General features: G+C 76.7%; 15 protein-coding genes. 8 read left to right on the top strand and 7 right to left on the bottom strand.

Features of this window, described 5'->3' with window-relative positions; genetic code table 11:
• Positions 1 to 23: 23 nt before the first annotated feature.
• A complete protein-coding gene (locus tag D0Z06_RS12330; RefSeq protein ID WP_233517631.1) occupies positions 24 to 4,568 on the bottom strand; it encodes a cation-translocating P-type ATPase in 4,545 nt (1,514 codons plus the stop codon).
• 159 nt (positions 4,569 to 4,727) lie between these two features.
• On the opposite strand from D0Z06_RS12330, the gene D0Z06_RS12325 reads away from it, so the two are divergent.
• Positions 4,728 to 5,486: an enoyl-CoA hydratase/isomerase family protein gene (locus tag D0Z06_RS12325; protein WP_233517630.1), complete on the top strand. Its 759-nt coding sequence runs from the start codon at positions 4,728 to 4,730 to the stop codon at positions 5,484 to 5,486.
• Positions 5,487 to 5,550: 64 nt separating this feature from the next.
• On the opposite strand, the gene D0Z06_RS12320 is transcribed toward D0Z06_RS12325, so the two are convergent.
• On the bottom strand, positions 5,551 to 5,913 hold the full coding sequence (locus D0Z06_RS12320; RefSeq protein ID WP_117377712.1) for a cupin domain-containing protein: 363 nt from the start codon (positions 5,911 to 5,913) through the stop codon (positions 5,551 to 5,553).
• A gap of 282 nt (positions 5,914 to 6,195) precedes the next feature.
• Positions 6,196 to 6,816, bottom strand: a complete 621-nt coding sequence (locus tag D0Z06_RS12315; RefSeq protein WP_117377710.1) for an RNA-binding protein — start codon at positions 6,814 to 6,816, stop codon at positions 6,196 to 6,198.
• Between the two features lie 205 nt (positions 6,817 to 7,021).
• On the opposite strand from D0Z06_RS12315, the gene D0Z06_RS12310 reads away from it, so the two are divergent.
• Entirely contained in the window at positions 7,022 to 8,668 is a 1,647-nt protein-coding gene (locus D0Z06_RS12310) for a M48 family metalloprotease (RefSeq protein WP_158579970.1), read from the top strand.
• 19 nt (positions 8,669 to 8,687) lie between these two features.
• On the opposite strand, the gene D0Z06_RS12305 is transcribed toward D0Z06_RS12310, so the two are convergent.
• Both D0Z06_RS12305 and D0Z06_RS12300 read right to left on the bottom strand, forming a co-directional pair.
• Positions 8,688 to 9,044, bottom strand: a complete 357-nt coding sequence (locus tag D0Z06_RS12305; RefSeq protein ID WP_117377706.1) for a nuclear transport factor 2 family protein — start codon at positions 9,042 to 9,044, stop codon at positions 8,688 to 8,690.
• On the bottom strand, positions 9,041 to 10,180 hold the full coding sequence (locus tag D0Z06_RS12300) for a DUF2332 domain-containing protein (RefSeq protein ID WP_158579969.1): 1,140 nt from the start codon (positions 10,178 to 10,180) through the stop codon (positions 9,041 to 9,043). Before D0Z06_RS12300 ends, D0Z06_RS12305 begins: the two co-directional genes overlap by 4 nt.
• A gap of 69 nt (positions 10,181 to 10,249) precedes the next feature.
• On the opposite strand from D0Z06_RS12300, the gene D0Z06_RS25355 reads away from it, so the two are divergent.
• The 6 genes from D0Z06_RS25355 (at position 10,250) to D0Z06_RS12280 (ending at position 14,007) form a co-directional block, all read left to right on the top strand.
• Positions 10,250 to 10,513: a type II toxin-antitoxin system VapB family antitoxin gene (locus D0Z06_RS25355; RefSeq protein ID WP_158579968.1), complete on the top strand. Its 264-nt coding sequence runs from the start codon at positions 10,250 to 10,252 to the stop codon at positions 10,511 to 10,513.
• A gap of 328 nt (positions 10,514 to 10,841) precedes the next feature.
• Positions 10,842 to 11,093: a hypothetical protein gene (locus tag D0Z06_RS12295; protein WP_117377703.1), complete on the top strand. Its 252-nt coding sequence runs from the start codon at positions 10,842 to 10,844 to the stop codon at positions 11,091 to 11,093.
• Positions 11,094 to 11,300: 207 nt separating this feature from the next.
• Positions 11,301 to 12,053: a hotdog family protein gene (locus D0Z06_RS12290; RefSeq protein ID WP_117377701.1), complete on the top strand. Its 753-nt coding sequence runs from the start codon at positions 11,301 to 11,303 to the stop codon at positions 12,051 to 12,053.
• 144 nt (positions 12,054 to 12,197) lie between these two features.
• Positions 12,198 to 12,437 (top strand): hypothetical protein, encoded by a 240-nt coding sequence (locus D0Z06_RS12285; RefSeq protein ID WP_117377699.1) that lies wholly within the window; start codon positions 12,198 to 12,200, stop codon positions 12,435 to 12,437.
• Entirely contained in the window at positions 12,434 to 12,607 is a 174-nt protein-coding gene (locus tag D0Z06_RS25350; RefSeq protein WP_158579967.1) for a hypothetical protein, read from the top strand. The genes D0Z06_RS12285 and D0Z06_RS25350 overlap by 4 nt, the downstream gene beginning before the upstream one ends.
• A 251-nt stretch (positions 12,608 to 12,858) precedes the next feature.
• Positions 12,859 to 14,007: a hypothetical protein gene (locus tag D0Z06_RS12280; protein ID WP_117377697.1), complete on the top strand. Its 1,149-nt coding sequence runs from the start codon at positions 12,859 to 12,861 to the stop codon at positions 14,005 to 14,007.
• Between the two features lie 87 nt (positions 14,008 to 14,094).
• Here the strand turns inward: D0Z06_RS12280 and D0Z06_RS12275 are convergent, their stop codons facing one another.
• Together D0Z06_RS12275 and D0Z06_RS12270 are read right to left on the bottom strand one after the other, a co-directional pair.
• Positions 14,095 to 14,523 carry a TA system VapC family ribonuclease toxin gene (locus D0Z06_RS12275; RefSeq protein WP_117377696.1) on the bottom strand — a complete coding sequence of 143 codons (429 nt, stop codon included), beginning with the start codon at positions 14,521 to 14,523 and terminating at the stop codon, positions 14,095 to 14,097.
• Entirely contained in the window at positions 14,523 to 14,753 is a 231-nt protein-coding gene (locus tag D0Z06_RS12270; RefSeq protein ID WP_117377694.1) for a ribbon-helix-helix protein, CopG family, read from the bottom strand. Before D0Z06_RS12270 ends, D0Z06_RS12275 begins: the two co-directional genes overlap by 1 nt.
• Between the last annotated feature and the right edge of the window lie 198 nt (positions 14,754 to 14,951).

Here is a 14,951-nt window from a genome sequence, read left to right as displayed (position 1 = left end):
GCCTGCAGCCGCCGCCCGGCGGGTCAGGACACCGCGGCCGGGGACGTCCAGCGGGCGGTCAGCCGGGGCAGCAGCTCGGCGCCGGCGGCGCCGGCCAGCGCGAAGGCCAGCACGACCCCCCACGACACCGGGTCCAGCGGGGTGCAGCCGAAGAACCGGCTCAGCCCCGGGGTCTGGACGACGACCCCCAGCACGGCCAGCGACCCGGCGACCGTGGCCAGCACCAGCGGGCTGCGGCGCCCCGACCACGCCGTCTGCGCCAGCTGGGTGGTGATCAGCGCGGCCAGCCCCATCGTGCTCGCCCGCCGGGGCAGCACCAGCCCGGTCGCCCGGCCGACCACCCAGGCCCCGGTCGCGCCGAACGCGGTCGCGGCGCCACGCACGAGCACCATGCGCCGGACCTCCGCCGCGAACCCGCGGTGCGGCCCGGCGCGCAGCACGGCGGCCAGCGGGTGGCCGGCGAGCGGGCCGTCGTGCCCGTTGCCGTCGTGCCCGTTGCCGCCGCGGCCGTTGCCGTCGGCGGCCCGGCGCGGGGCGGCGACGGCAACGGCCAGCGCCGGGAACATGTCGGTGAGCAGGTTGACCAGCAGCAGCTGGCGGGTGTTCAGCGGCGCCCGGCCGCCGACCGCCGCGCCGAGCACGGTGAACGCCACCTCGCCGGCGTTGCCCCCGACCAGCACCGACACCGCGTCGCGGACCCGCGACCACATGGCCCGGCCCTCGGCGACCGCGTCGACCAGCCGGGTGAGGTCCAGGTCGGTGAGCACCAGGTCGGCGGCGGTCCGCGCGGCCGGGGACTCGGCGCCCTCGACGCCGACCCCGACGTCGGCCAGCCGGATCGCGGCGGCGTCGTTGACCCCGTCGCCGGTCATCGCCAGCGTCGCGCCGGCCCGGCGCAGCGCGGCGACCAGCGTGACCTTCTGCTCGGGGGAGAGCCGGGCGAAGACGGCGGCGTCCCGGACCATCCCGGCCCGCTCGGACTCCGAGGCCCGGGCCAGCTGCGCGCCGGTGACCACCCGGTCGGCGTCCGGCATCCCGGCCCCCGCCGCGATCGCGCAGGCTGTCCCGGGGTGGTCGCCGGTCGCCACGACCACGCGGACCCCGGCGGCGCGCAGCTGCTCGATCGCCCGCACCGAGGACTCCCGCAGCGGGTCCGACAGCCCGACCAGCCCGCGCAGGGTCAGCCCGCCGGCGGCCTCCTCCAGGTCCTCGGGCACGCCGTCCACCGCCCGGTCGGCGACGGCGAGCACCCGCAGCCCGTCGGCGGCCAGCTCCCGCACCCGGTCGCGGACGTCGTCCGGGGCCCCTTCGCAGCGACGCAGCACGACCTCGGGCGCCCCCTTGACCATCAGCCGGCCGTCCCGCACCGCCGCGGAGAAGCCCCGCCCCGCGGCGAAGGCCAGGCCGGCCTCGGGCGGGCCGGCCCAGGCCTCCCCGGCGGCCTCGAGCACGGCGCGGTCGGTCTCGTGCGCGGCGTCGTGGCCGTTGCCCATGCCGGCGGCGGCCAGCCGGAGCAGGTCCTCCTCGCCGCCGTCGCCCAGCGGCACCAGCCGGGTCACCCGCAGCCGGTTCTCGGTCAGCGTGCCGGTCTTGTCGAAGCAGACGGTGTCGACCCGGCCGAGCGCCTCCAGCACCCGCGCGCTGCGCACCACCGCGCCGTGCCGGGACAGCCGCCGGGCCGCGGCCTGCTGGGCGACGGTGGCGACCAGCGGCAGCCCTTCGGGCACCGCGGCGACGGCGACGGCGACCCCGGAGGCGACCGCCTCCCGCAGCGGGCGGCCCCACAGCACGCCGAGCCCGGCGACCACCCCGCCGCCGGCGAGGGAGAGCGGCAGGACCGAGCGGGTCAGCTCGGCCAGCCGCGCCTGCACGCCGGCCGGCGGGGCGGCGCCCCCGGCGGCGCGGGCCGCCCGCCCGGCCTGGGTGGCGTCGCCGACCGCGACGACGACCGCCCGGCCGGAGCCGGCCACCACGGTCGTCCCGTCGAAGACCATGCAGGTGCGGTCGGCCACCGCGGCCCCCGGCGTCGGCGGCACCGACTTGGCCACCGCCAGCGACTCCCCGGTCAGCCCGGACTCGTCGACCTCCAGGTCGCCGGCCTCCAGCAGGCGGGCGTCGGCGGCCACGACGTCCCCGGGCTCCAGGCGGACGACGTCGCCGACCCGCAGCGCGGTCGCGGGCACCTCCTCGACCCCGCCGTCCCGCGCGCCGCCGCGGACCTCGCGGCGCACGCAGCGGTCCTGCTCGAGCAGCAGCGCCTCCAGCGAGGTCTCCGCGCGCAGCCGCTGCAGGCCGCTGACCACGGCGTTGACCACCGTGACGCCGCCGACCAGCAGCGCGTCGACGCCCTCGCCGAGCACCGCGGTCGCCGCCGCGCCGGTGCCGAGCACGGGGGTGAGCGGGTCGGCGAGCTCGGCGGCGACGGTCCGGCCGAAGCGGACCGGCAGGCGGACGACGGGCAGCGCGGCCACCCGGGCCCCGGCGTGCCGGAGGCGCGCGTCGCGGTGGTCGGGTTCCGATGCCGCGGGCAGCCGGCGCAGCACCTCGTCGGGGTCGAGCGCGTGCCACGGGGTGTGCACGGTCGGCGGGGGAGCGGGGCGCCGGCCGGCCTGCACACCCGCCCACGTCCCGGTGACCATCGTGGTGACCGTCGCCCACTTGCCTGGTGTGGTCGCCCGCTCCTGGCCGTAGGTGGCGCTGCCGACGGCGGCGAGCAGGCCGCCGAGCACGTTGCCGGTCAGCGCGGTGGCGACCGCGCGCCGGCTGATCGCCCGCGCGTCGGTGGTCGCGGCCACGATCCGGCAGGCGTCGGCCAGGCCCGGCGCGGTGACCAGGTCGGCGCCCCAGGCCGGCGCGCGGCCCTCGACGACCGGGGCGACGGCGACGTCGGCGGCCATCAGCGCCGGCCCGTCGGTGGCCGAGACCAGCAGGACCCCGCGGCCCTCGGCCTGCAGCCGCCGGACGGTGTCGACGAGCGGGTCGCCGGTGACCTCGTCGGCCAGCCCCGCGAGGTCGGCCGCGCCGGCGTGCCGGGTGAGCACCACGCGGGCGCCGGCGTCCGCCGCGGTGGTGAGCAGCGCCTCGGCGTGCGGGTCGAGCCCCGGGGCGACGGTCGCGGTGCCGACCCGGCGGCGGCCCTGCAGCAGCGAGCGGACCTCGGCGCCGGGTGCGTCGTCCGACGTCCGGGGCGGGCCGAGCCGGAGGCGGCCGCCCCGCCCGCCACCCCCGCCGCCACCCTCCCGGTCGTCGCCGGCCAGGAGGGAGGTGGCGGCGGTCCAGACGGCGGCGTCGTCCCACCCGTCGGCCCCGGCGGTGGCCTCGACGACCGCCGGCGGGCCGGTGCACAGCGCGGCGGCGTCGACGACGACGGCGTCGACGCGGTCGAGCCGGCGGTAGGCCGAGCCCTCCATGGGCAGCACGCCCCGGCGGGAGAGCAGCAGGTCCAGCGTGGCCGCGAAGGACTCCCGGCCCTGGACGGCGGCCCGCGGGGTGAGCGCCCGGAGCAGGTCGGCCGCGCGGCCGGGGCTGCGGGTCAGCGGCAGCAGGGCCAGGGCCGCGGCGAGCTCGGTGGGGTCGAGGCGGTCGCGGTAGCGCTCGATGGGCCCCGGGGACATCGGGACCGGCCGCGACCGGGGCGGCGGGAGCGGCTCGGCGGCGTCCTCGTCCGGCTCGGGCAGGCACAGCTCGCGCTCGCGGCGGCGCCAGACCCGGCGCCGCTCGCGCACCTCGAGGGCCTGCTGGACCGCCGACACGGCGTTGAGCGCCGGCACGGTGGGGCTCTGGGTGAGCGCGTGCAGCAGGGCGCTGGTGCCGGCGAAGACGAGGTCGGTGCCGATCGGGCCGATGCGCTGGGTCAGCCCCCGCTTGAGCCACTGCTGGGTGTCGAGCAGCGCGGTGAGCAGGGTGACGTGCCGGGGCAGCGGCGGGATCGGCAGGTAGCGGCCGGCCAGGGAGACGCCGACGGAGGCGAGGTCGATGCCGGCGGCGACGAGCGCGGCCAGCAGCGGCTCGAGGTCGGCGGGGTGGTCGGGGCGCTGCGGGAAGACGTGCGTGCCGCCGCGGGCCTGCTCGATCTCGGTGATCACACCGATGACGTCCTCGACGCCGACCCGCCGGGTGTCGACGGCGACCAGGACCCGGCCGACGACGCCGTTGACGGTGGCCCACTGGACGCCGTCGAGCCGCTCGAGCTGCCGGCGCAGCGTGCGGCGGGCCTGGTCCGGCTGCTCGTCGGCGGGCTCCTCGATCTCGACCTGGACGCGGTCGCGGTCGGCCCAGACCCGGCGGGTGTGGCGGGTCGTCGGGGACTCGACCATGCCCCGGGCCGCGTCGAGCAGGTCGTGCAGGTGGCCGTTCGGCAGCGGGTCGGCGCCGGTGACGAGGGTGCCGACGGCGCGGGTGCCGGCGACGGCGGCGCGGTGGGCGGTGTCGAGCGTGCCCCGCGCCGCCCGGGCGGTGCCGCCGGTCAGCAGGCCGGCGCCGACCAGGGCGGGAGCGGCCGCGAGGGCCGCGGCGCCGAGCCCGAGGTGCACGGCGTCCCGGGCGGTGCGGCGCAGCCCGCGGAACACGCGACCACTGTCCCCCATCCGAACCCCCGGCAAACGGAACCGGAACGGCTGGGGAACGGGCTGCCGGTGGGTCGCGGCTCCGGCGGGCGTGGTGTGATGCCTGCGGATGGTTCCCGGCCGGCCGGCGACGGCGCCGGCCGCTCGACGAGAGGTGGGCGCGTGGCTGCTGGCTCCGGTTCCGGTGAGGTGCTGCTCGAGGTGGACGGCGGCGTCGCGGTGGTGACGCTCAACGCGCCCGACCGCCGCAACGCGCTGACGCCGGGGATGGCCCGCGAGCTCATCGGGCTCTTCGACGAGGTCGACGCCCGGTCCGACGTCGGGGCCCTGGTGGTGAAGGCGGTCGGGCGGTCGTTCTGCGCCGGCGGCGACATCGGGACGCTCACCTCCGCCGGCAAGGACCCGGCCGAGCCGGCCGCCTACGAGGGGATGTCGTCGATCTACGACTCCTTCTACCGGCTGGGGCAGGTGCGGGTGCCGACGGTCGCGGCGGTCCGCGGCTCGGCGGTCGGCGCCGGGATGAACATGCTGCTGGCGACCGACCTGCGGATCGTGGCGCGGGACGCCCGGCTGCTGTGCGGGTTCCTCAAGCGCGGCATGCACCCCGGCGGCGGGCACTTCGTGATCCTCTCCCGGCTGATCGGCCGGGAGGCCGCGGCGGCGATGGCGATCTTCGGCGAGGAGGTCGACGGGACGCGCGCCGCCGAGCTGGGGCTGGCCTGGGAGGCCGTGGACGACGACGCCGTCGAGGACCGCGCGCTGGAGCTGGCCGCCCGGGCCGCCGCGGACCCGGAGCTGGCCCGGGTCGCGGTGGGCAACTTCCGCCGGGAGACGGTGAACGGCGCGGTGAGCTGGGAGGTCGCCTCCCAGTTCGAGCGCCCGGCGCAGATGTGGTCGATGCGCCGGTCGGCGCAGGGCTGACGCCGTCCGGGCCGGGGCCCGCCGCCCCGGCCCGGCGCCGGCCGCGGCCGGCCGGGGTGTGGCGTCAGGCCCGGGCGTAGGTCTCGGCCGTCTTGCTCTCGAACTCCAGCGCCACGGCCGGCTCGTCGCCGGCGACCCAGGCGTCGTGGCCGGGCTCGAGCCGGTAGACGTCACCGGGGCCCAGGTCGGTCTCGGCGCCGTCGTCGGCCCTGATGTGGATCCGGCCCGACACGACGAACCCCAGGTGGGCGGCCTGGCAGCTCGCCGTGCCCACGATCGGCTGGATGCAGTCCGACCAGGTCCAGCCGGGCTGCAGGGTGATGCGGGCGACGGTGGCGTCGCCCAGCTGGACGACGTCCATCCGGGTCTTCTCCGGGGTGCGGGACTCGTCGGGACGGTCCACGTTCTTGCGCTCGATGCTGGCCATCGCCTGGTCCTCCCTCGTGCGGCATCGGTGACCTGAGACGACCGGACCACGCCCCCGGACGGCGGGAAGCCCTGCGGCGTCGGGCGACGTCGCCCGGCCGACCCGAAGCGTCCTCGCCCCCGGCCGGAGGATCAATGCCCCCGGGCCCGCGTCTCCGCGTCGATCCGCGCCGGTGCCGCGGCGCTCGGCAGCTACCGCCTCGGCGGCCACGCCGGCGTCCGGGCGCAGGAGGTCCGGCCCGTCCGGTCCCGGATCGGGCACCGGACGGGCCGCCGCCGTCCGTCAGACCGTTTCCGGGACCCGCAGGTGGGCCAGCGCCACCTCCATCTCCGCGACGTCGGTGACCTCCGCGCGCATCGCCGCGGTGAACTCCCCGCGCAGGCCGCGGGCCCGCTCACGGGTCGCCTCCATGGCCGCCGGGCTCTCGAACGCGACGGTGCCGACCGCCTGGCCGTTGCGCCGGTCGACCATCAGGCTGGTCCCGCGGAAGCCGGGCATCTCCTCGAGCCGCGGCATCAGGCTCATCCGGAAGCCGTCGACCAGCTCGTCCATCCGCGACGGGTCCATGATCACCCAGGTGAGCCGCGCGCCGCCGCCGTCCCCCGTGGGGTGCATCCGGTGCAGGACGGCGATCTCCCACTCCTGCACCTCCGGCTCGCCGCCGAAGGTCTGCACCAGGCGCTCGCGCATCGGGTGGATGCGCTCGGCGCTGGCGCGCATGGCCTCCTCGTCACGCCAGGCCGACGTGGCGATGCAGTGGCCGGCGCGGCGGTCGACGAGCATGGACAGGCCGATGCAGCCGTCCATCTCCTGGATGGCGGGCATGGCCTCGTCGCGCATGTAGGCGATGCCGTCGTCCATGGCCGACGGGTTGCCCCGGATGGTGGTGGATCGGGCGTACATGCCACCGCTCCTCTCCTGTCGGCGGCGACGCCCGGGCGGCCTCGCCGCACCGTCCAGACTCCTCGGGTGGCCCCCGGAGGACAACGGCCGGGCCGGATCGGGTCGGGCCGGTATCAGGGAGCCGGGTGACGGCTCGGTCGAGTGGGGCTGTCCGTCCCCGCCCGACCATGCGCTGGCTGACCCGTTCCCCGGACGGAGGGATCCCGTGGCCTCCACCCGTTCCCCCTACGACCCCCGCACGGTTCCCGTGCCGCCCCGGCCGGCACCGCCGGGTGCCGGTGCCGTGGGGGCCGGTGCCGCAGGGGCCGGCGCGACGCGGGTCTGGCCACCCGTCCCGGGGCCGCTGACCGGCGCGCCGATCGCGCTGCTGCGCCACCCGGCGGAGCCGTCCCGGTTCGCCCTGGCCCTCGTGGCGCTGGCCGTCGCGGCCGCGGTCGCGGTCTTCGTCCTGGTGTCGCTGGGGCAGGCGACGGTCCTGCTCGCGATCGTGCTCGGCATCGCCGGCGCCGTCCTGCTGATCTGGGTCCTCGTGCAGATCTGGCGGATCCGGTTGCTGGGGGACGCCGTCCTGGTGTCGGAGCGGACGCTGCCCGAGGTCCAGGCGGTCGTCGACGTGGTCCGGGGGCGGCTGTCGTACTCGCGCCGGGTCGACCTCTTCGTCGTCGACAAGATCAGCCGCGTGCTGTCCGCCGACGACGCGCCGATCAGCCTCACGACCTACTTCGGCGTGCACGTCCTCGTGGCCGAGGGGGACGCGCTGGGCGATCCGGGCGACCCGGACGAGCGGGAGCAGCTGCTCTTCACCCTGGCCACGTACGTCGGGGCGCTGAAGGCCCGGTACGGGCAGTGGTGGTCGCCGATCTTCACCGCCTTCCAGATGACGGGGCTGACGGTGTTCGTGGCGCCGTTCGTGCTGCCGTACCACCGGGCGACGGTGTTCTCCGGTGACCGCATCGCCTATGCCTGCTGCGGGGACCTCGAGGTCAGCCTGCAGGCGGTGTACCGGGCGCTGGTGGGCACCACCGTCGCTCCGCACCTCCGCGCCGACGGCCTCACCGCCCAGGCGCTCCAGGCGCGCCGCCGGCCGCTGCTGCGGTTCGCGCAGCTGCTCCGGCCGACGCCGCACGCCACGTCCCGCTACCTGGAGCTGCTGTCCTTCGTGCGGCTGTGGACCCCCGCGGCGTTCGCCGCCCACCGGCCGCCGCTGGCCGGCGCCGACCCCGAGGCCGAGCGCGTCCTCACCGCGCTCGCGCGGCGGCGGGCCCACCCGGCGGTGGTGCTGGTCGGGATCGCGCTCGCCGGGGCCGCGCTCGTCGGTGGGCTGGTGCTGGGTGCGGTGTTCCGCGACTCCGCGGTCGCCCGGGGCATCGTCGAGGCCGTCGAGGCCGGGGAGGACGGCGGTGGTGAGGGCACCGGCGGCGGTGCTCCGGTGCCGACCGAGGAGGAGCTCCTGCTGGCCCTCCTGCCGCCGGACCTGCGGGCCGGCTGCGCCGCCGGTGGCGCCGACCCGGCGGCCGGGCTGGTCGCCTCCATCGAGTGCCCCCTCGGCGGGAACCGGCCCGACGGGTTGACGCTGTTCGCCTTCGAGAGCGCGCCCGCGATGGGCGACGCCTTCGAGGCGTTCGTCGGCGACCTGCCGGCCGGGGACTGCGCGATCGGGAACGCCCGCAACACCTGGGTGCTGGAGGGCGTGACGCAGGGGCCGCTGGGCTGCTACGAGTCCAGCGCCGGGGACACGACGATCCTCTGGGGCTCGGCGGCGAACGCGGTGCTGGCGCTGGCGCAGGACGCGACCTGGTCGCCGTCGGTCATGTACCGCTGGTGGACGACCGACGCGCCGACCCTGCGGTGAGCACGCCGGCCCGGCCGGGTCAGCCCTTGACGTAGGAAAGCTTCTCGGCGACGCGGCCGTCGCGGACGCGGAACAGGTCGATGCCGCGCACGTGCCCCTCCCCGCCGTCGCCGGCCGGCCACCGGTAGACCCAGCGGACGACGACGCGGTCGCCGAGCGGCACCACCTCCTCGGCGTCGATCCGGCCGCCGGGGGTGGAGGTGAACAGCTCCTCCCAGGCCGTGCGGACCGCCGCCTGGCCCTCGTGGCGCTCGCCGTCGGGTGGCGAGGTGGACTCGAAAACGCAGTCCTCGGTCATGGCGGCCATGACCGCGTCCACGTCGTGCCGGGCGAACGCCTCGTTGAAGCGCTCCACCGCTTCGCGGGCCTCGGTCATCGCTGCCTCCCGTCGGGGGTCCACTCGAGCCAGGCCGCGCCGGGGTGGGCGCGGCCCAGCAGCTGCTCGTGGCGCTCGCCGCCGCGGTACCCGACCCGGCCGATGACGCCGAAGACGCGGTCCTCCTCGAGCCAGCCCGGCGGGACGTCGAGGCCCTGCACGGTGCCGGTGGGGGCCGGACCGAGGGGGACGAGCGGGTCGACCGAGACCCACTCGAGGTCTGTGCGCCGGCCGAGGCGGTCGACCCCGGCGCGGAAGGCGGCGAGGCGGCCGGGCGGCAGGAAGACGTGCACGTAGGTGTCGACCAGGACGAGCAGCGCGCCGGGCGGGGTGCGCTCCACCACGGCGGGCAGGACGTCGACGAGGTCGCCGCGCAGGGTGGGGGCGGGGTGCTGCCGGGCGACGTCGACGGCGGCGGAGAACCGGGTGACGGCGTCCACCTCGGGCGGGACGCAGGCGGCCAGCCACCGGGCGGTGCGCTCGTCGGCGAGGTCGAGCGGCTCGACGTCGACGCCGAGCCGGGCGGCGATCGCGGGGACCCGGGGTGGGGGCAGCGCGCCGCGCACGTCGCAGGAGAGGTGGACGGGGGAGTGCTCGTCGCCGGCGGTGAGCGCGGTGCCGTCGGGGAGGCGGTAGGTGCAGTGGTAGCGGTCGGGGTGCAGGCCGAGTCCGGCGCCGGTGCCGAGGTCGACGAGGGCGATCGTCCGCGGGTCCTCGGCCGCGATCGTGGCCAGAGCGGGGAGCAGGTCGAGGCAGCGGGCGACCTCGGTCATCTGGTAGCGGTGCTGCCGGCAGAGGTCTGTCAGGGCCTTCGCCTCGCTGCTCGCGAATCCGCGCAGCGCGGGGCGGAAGCCGCCGTCCGGCGGGCGCTGGCTGCCGCCGGGGCTCGGGTAGTACCTGCGCAGCTCCGGCGGGCCGCGGTCGTCGAGGTGGTACCGGATCGCGGCGCTGAGCAGCAGCGGCGGCAGCCGGTCGAAGGGGATGGTCGCGGCGAGGTCGAGCAGGGCGTCGTCCTCGGCGATCGCGGTGAAGGTGGCGGCGGTCAGCCACCAGCTCGGCGGCGCGTCCGGCGGGGACCAGGCCGCCGCGATGGACCGGGCCTGCCCGGCGATCGTCGTCCGTGGATCGGCGTCCACGTCGGCAGGTTCGTCGTCGGCCGCGGGGTGGTCAACGGGTCCGGGCGCGGGCAGGGGCAGGGTTGTGCCGTGAGCCTCGCCATCCAGGACGCGGAGTTCGAGGCGCTCGCCCGCGAGCTCGCGGCCGCCACGGGCGAGAGCGTCACCCGCGCGGTGACGATCGCCGCGCGGGAGCGGCTCGACCGGGTCCGGGATCGCGGGGACGTCGTCGCGGCCGAGGGCGCAGCCCGGCTCCGGGCGATCGCACGGGACGCGGCGGGCCGGTGGGTCGAGCCCCACCGCAGCGCCGACCACGCTGACCTGCTCCACGACGAGGCCGGGCTGCCGCGGTGAGACGCCAACCGGTACATCGAGGCGCTGGGTGGACCGACCGAGCCCGTCGGCAGGGGGGTGGACGACCCGGCTCGGCTGGACGTCGGCCGGCTGCTTCTCCTCGGCGATGGCCCGTGCGACCGGTCAACCGTTGATGCCGTTTCCCGGCCGAGCTGTCCCTCCCCAGGGGCGGGGCGAGGCCCGGGCGCCGGTGAACCGGGATCCGCCCGGTCACCTGCCGTGACGCCCGGCCTGTCGCGCCGCAGATGCGAGGCCGGGTCATCGACGGGGAACGGCCGCGACGCGACGATCGTCGCCACCGCCCGGACTGCGAACGTGGGGAGATGTCATGGACCGTCGACGAGCACTGGTCGTCCTCCTGGCTGCTACCGGTCTCGTCCTGGCTCCGGCCGCGACGGCGTCGGCCGCGCCGGCACCCCCGCCTCCCGGGGGGTGCCAGGCGTTCGGCGCGCACGTCGCTTCCCTCGCGACGTCCCTCGGTGGCGACTTCGGCGCGACGGCGTCCTCTGCGGCGACGTCCGGTCCGCTGGCCTTTCCCACGATCGTGGTCGGTCCCGAGCAGGAGGAATTCTGCGACTGAGGTGCCGGCACCGAATTCCGCGGGTCCCGGCCATGACCGGACGGCCTGTGCCGACCGGGCTGGACCGGTCCGGCCGGATCGGTGCAGCTCGTGGAGTGGTCGGACCGCCGGCGCTCGCCGCCCATCCCGGTCGGCGGGGGACCGGCCGGCGACCCGCAGTCGGGCCGGCGTCGACAGCGGGGGAGCGGCACGGCAGCATCCGGCGACGTGACCGCTCCCGAGCCCCATCGCTTCGTCGCGCACGTCGTCGACGAGTCACCCAACAAGATCCACGAGGACGACGTCGCCCGGCGGTACGGCTTCTCGGGGGCGCTGGTCCCCGGCGTCGAGCTGTTCGCCCGGACGACCACGCCGCTGGTGGCGGCCTGGGGAGCCGACTGGCTCTCCCGGGGCCGGATCGACCTGCGCTTCCGGCGGCCCACCTACGACGGCGACGAGCTGCTGGTCGAGCTGGAGGACGGTGGGCTGACCGTCAGCGCCCCGTCCGGCGAGGTGCGCTGCGTCGGGTCGGCCGATCCCGAGGCCGACCGTCCCGACCTCAGCGGCTACCGGCCGGTGCCCGCGCCGTCGGAGCTCGTGGCCGACCCGGTCGTCGGCCCGCTGGGTGGCGTCCGCGAGGCCGGCACCGTCGAGCGCAACGAGTGGTACCTGGCGGCGATCGGCGAGCCCCTGGACCTGTACCGGGAGGAGGCGCTGGCCCACCCCGGCCTGCTCCTGCGGCTGGTCAACGAGCTGCTCATGCAGAACGTCGCCCTGGGGCCGTGGATCCACACGTCCAGCGACTGCCGCTTCCTCGGCCTCGCCCGGCTGCCGGCCGAGCTGACCGCGCACGGGCGGGTCACCGCCGTCGGTCGCCGCGGCCGCCATGACGAGGTCCGGTACGACGCGCTGGTGCTGGCCGGCGACCAGCCGGTGCTGCAGGTCCACCACACCGCGCTGTACCGGCTCGACTCGGCCTGATCTCCGGGTGGTGCAACCACGCGGCGCCGCGGGCGTCAGCCGGGGGAGTCGGCGAGGTTCTCCCCCTTCTCCCGCTGAGGTGACACGTACGGTCCCCCCACGGGCATCCCTGCGCCCGAGCCGGTCGGCGCCGATGAGCAACTGGTGCGCGCTCACGCTCAGGAGCTCGTCGCCCTGGCCGCCGAGCACGGCATCCACGACCTGCGGTTCGCCTCGCCCGGTCGCCTGCTCGGCCGGGTCGATCCCGACCGCGACGCCCTGGACATGGCCGAGTTCGCGGTCGCGGCCGGGCACCTGCTCGGCGCCGAGGTGTCGCTGCTGTCCGATGCCGTGCTGAGCAAGCCGAACGTCTCCGCTGACCTGCTCAACGCTCGTTCCTTGTGACGGGCCCGATCCGGCCCGAGCGACGGACGCTGCTCGAGCTCGATGCACTGCTCGAGAAGCTCGAACAGTTGGCCGCCGAAGGTGATCGGCGGCTCTACGACGCAGACGAGCGGTACCGCTGGGGTGATCCGGCATCCTTGCGCGCCAGGGTCCGTGAGCTGCTGCGCTGAACCTCCCGGCACGGGAGGCGGTCGGGAGAGGCCGTCAGGTCACCGGTCGGGGGAGGACCACTTCGCGTCACGCCTGGCCGACGTCGCAACACGACCGCGCTTCGATCATGAACTCCGGGAGGCGACACGCCGGGCCCGCTCGGGATGTCGGTTCCCGGACTTCATGATCGCGCGGAAGGGAGGCGGGGAAGCGGGGGCGGTCGGGCCTACGGTGGGCGCGACCGCGGACGTCCCCGGCGCGGAGGCTGCTCATGGTGGGAGAGGACCTCGTCGAGCGGGCCGGTGAGCTCAAGCGGCAGCTGGTGGAGTTCTCGGAGCAGCCGCGCTACGCCCGGGCGTTCAGCGCCATGCTCGCCGACCAGGACGAGGCCGACGTGGCCGTGGACGACAACGGCCTCGTGCTGCTGTGGGACTCCTTCCTGCTCGAGCACCGGCTCAAGGATGGCCGCACCGTCGTCGAGCACTTCGTCGACGCCCACCCCGACCTCCTTTCGGAGGAACGGCAGATGCTGCTCGGCTGGCGCGACGTCGTCACGGGCGTGTTCGAGGTGGAGCGCCGCGACCGGGACGCGCTGACCGTGCTCAACCTCGTCGACGACCTGACCTACCGGGTGCGCTCGACCAGCGGCGGGTCGGTGTTCCGCCGGACGCCGAAGCGGTCGTTCCTGCTCGCCCGCCTGGTCGCGGTCGGTGACGAGTGGGTGTTCAGCGGGCCGGTGAGCGTGCTGCGGCCCGCCGAGCGTGCGCTGGCCGCCCAGGTGGCGCTGGACGTGTCGCTGCGCTCACCGGAGGCGGCGTTCCGCAACCCGGAGAAGCTGGCCCGGGCGTGGGAGGTGCAGCGGGAGGAGCGGCAGCGGTTCATCCGGTTCTTCGGCACCGACCTGGTGGTCGTGCCCGGGGAGCAGGCGCAGCAGCGGCTCGACGAGTTCTACCGGGCTCGACAGGAGGAGATCCTGCGGGAGCACCCGGAGGTGGCGCGCCGGCCGGGTGGGGCGCCCGCCCCGGTCATCGAGCTCCCGCCGGACCTGGTCGAGTGCGAGACCGTGGCGTTCATCTACGACGAGGACGACGGGATGGACTTCCTCGCCGAGTTCGGGCTGGTCGCCGACGCGTTCGCGAACCCCGACCTGCTGCGTCGCCGGCGGCACCGGGAGACGGTGCTGGGCTACCTGCACGACGACACCGTTGCGCCGACGGTGCTGCGCCGGCTGGCCGCCCGGGACCCGGAGACCGCGAGCACCGTCGTCCGCCGGCTGATGAAGCGACCGCGGTTCGACTGGGCCCGCGACGGGGAGGAGCTGCTGCGCTCGCTCAAGCCGGACCACGTCGCGCGGGCTCCGCTGCCCACCGTCGCCCCGGTGGGCGAGCGGCTGTCGGCCCTCCTCGGCGGGGGACGGTGAGCCGCGCTCCGCGCTGCCGGCGGGGAAACGGTGAGAGGCAGCCCTCGTGACCGGACGCGGACGACGGAGGCGCGATCCGGTGCCTGGTCAGGGCGCGACGGGGTTGAGCCAGGTGAGCCCGGGGAACCGGGCGAAATCAGAGTCGGCGCTGACGACGGCCGACCCGTGCTCGAGGGCGAGGGCAGCGAGCGCCGCGTCACTGACCAGGTTGCCGCGCAGGTCGAGGTCGCGCACCAGCCTGCCGAGGATGTCGCCGTACCCGCGGCCCGGTTGCGGTACCCACGCCGCGGGGGCGTCGAGCCAGTCGGTGACGAACGACCAGGCGTCGGCGGGGAGCAGCGGAGCCGACATGGCCCGCGGGTGGGTGGCGATGCGCACGAAGGCCAGGAGCGACTGCCAGGGCAGCCCGACCCGGCGCGAGCCGTTCAGCGCCTCCTCGAGCCAGCTCCGGGCGGCGGCGTGCGCGCGGGACCGCTCGTCGACCGCGTGGAGCAGGACGTTGGCGTCGACGAGCATCAGCGGGTCGCCGCGCCGTCGAGCACCTCCAGGGCGTCGGCGACGCTGGAGACGTCGATGGTCACCCCGAGCGGGGCGGTGCGCTGCCGGAACGGCGGCCGGGCCGACCGGGCGAGCAGGCCCCGGCGGATCAGCTCGTTCACCGCCTCGGAGACGCCCAGGCCACGGTCGCGGCGCAGGGCAGCGATGGCCCGGGCGGTGTCGTCGTCGAACTCCACCGTCGTCCGCATGCGGAGAATCTAGCACGCGCGTGCGCCCGATCAGACACGTGCGTGGGGGCCGCGGCGGTGTCTGCGGTCATGGCATCCACCCTGCTGGCCGGCGACGCCCCCGCCGCCTCCGCCAGCAGGCCGATCGATGGTCGAGCCGGACGGTGACCGTGGTCGACGCCCAGGGCTCGCTCCGGAGGGCGGTGGCGCCGCCGGGGC

The sequence above is a fragment of the Geodermatophilus marinus genome (genome assembly GCF_003428645.1).
GTDB lineage: Bacteria > Actinomycetota > Actinomycetes > Mycobacteriales > Geodermatophilaceae > Geodermatophilus.
This window is presented reverse-complemented; position numbering and strand designations above follow the sequence as displayed.

Coding starts and splice junctions, on each gene's coding strand:
- D0Z06_RS12305 (WP_117377706.1), bottom strand. CDS start 9,044: ATGACCGAGGCCCGCGAAGCGGTGGAGCGCTTCAACGAGGCGTTCGCC.
- D0Z06_RS12295 (WP_117377703.1), top strand. CDS start 10,842: ATGGACCGTCGACGAGCACTGGTCGTCCTCCTGGCTGCTACCGGTCTC.
- D0Z06_RS12275 (WP_117377696.1), bottom strand. CDS start 14,523: ATGCTCGTCGACGCCAACGTCCTGCTCCACGCGGTCGACGAGCGGTCC.
- D0Z06_RS12320 (WP_117377712.1), bottom strand. CDS start 5,913: ATGGCCAGCATCGAGCGCAAGAACGTGGACCGTCCCGACGAGTCCCGC.
- D0Z06_RS12270 (WP_117377694.1), bottom strand. CDS start 14,753: ATGCGGACGACGGTGGAGTTCGACGACGACACCGCCCGGGCCATCGCT.
- D0Z06_RS12315 (WP_117377710.1), bottom strand. CDS start 6,816: ATGTACGCCCGATCCACCACCATCCGGGGCAACCCGTCGGCCATGGAC.
- D0Z06_RS12280 (WP_117377697.1), top strand. CDS start 12,859: ATGGTGGGAGAGGACCTCGTCGAGCGGGCCGGTGAGCTCAAGCGGCAG.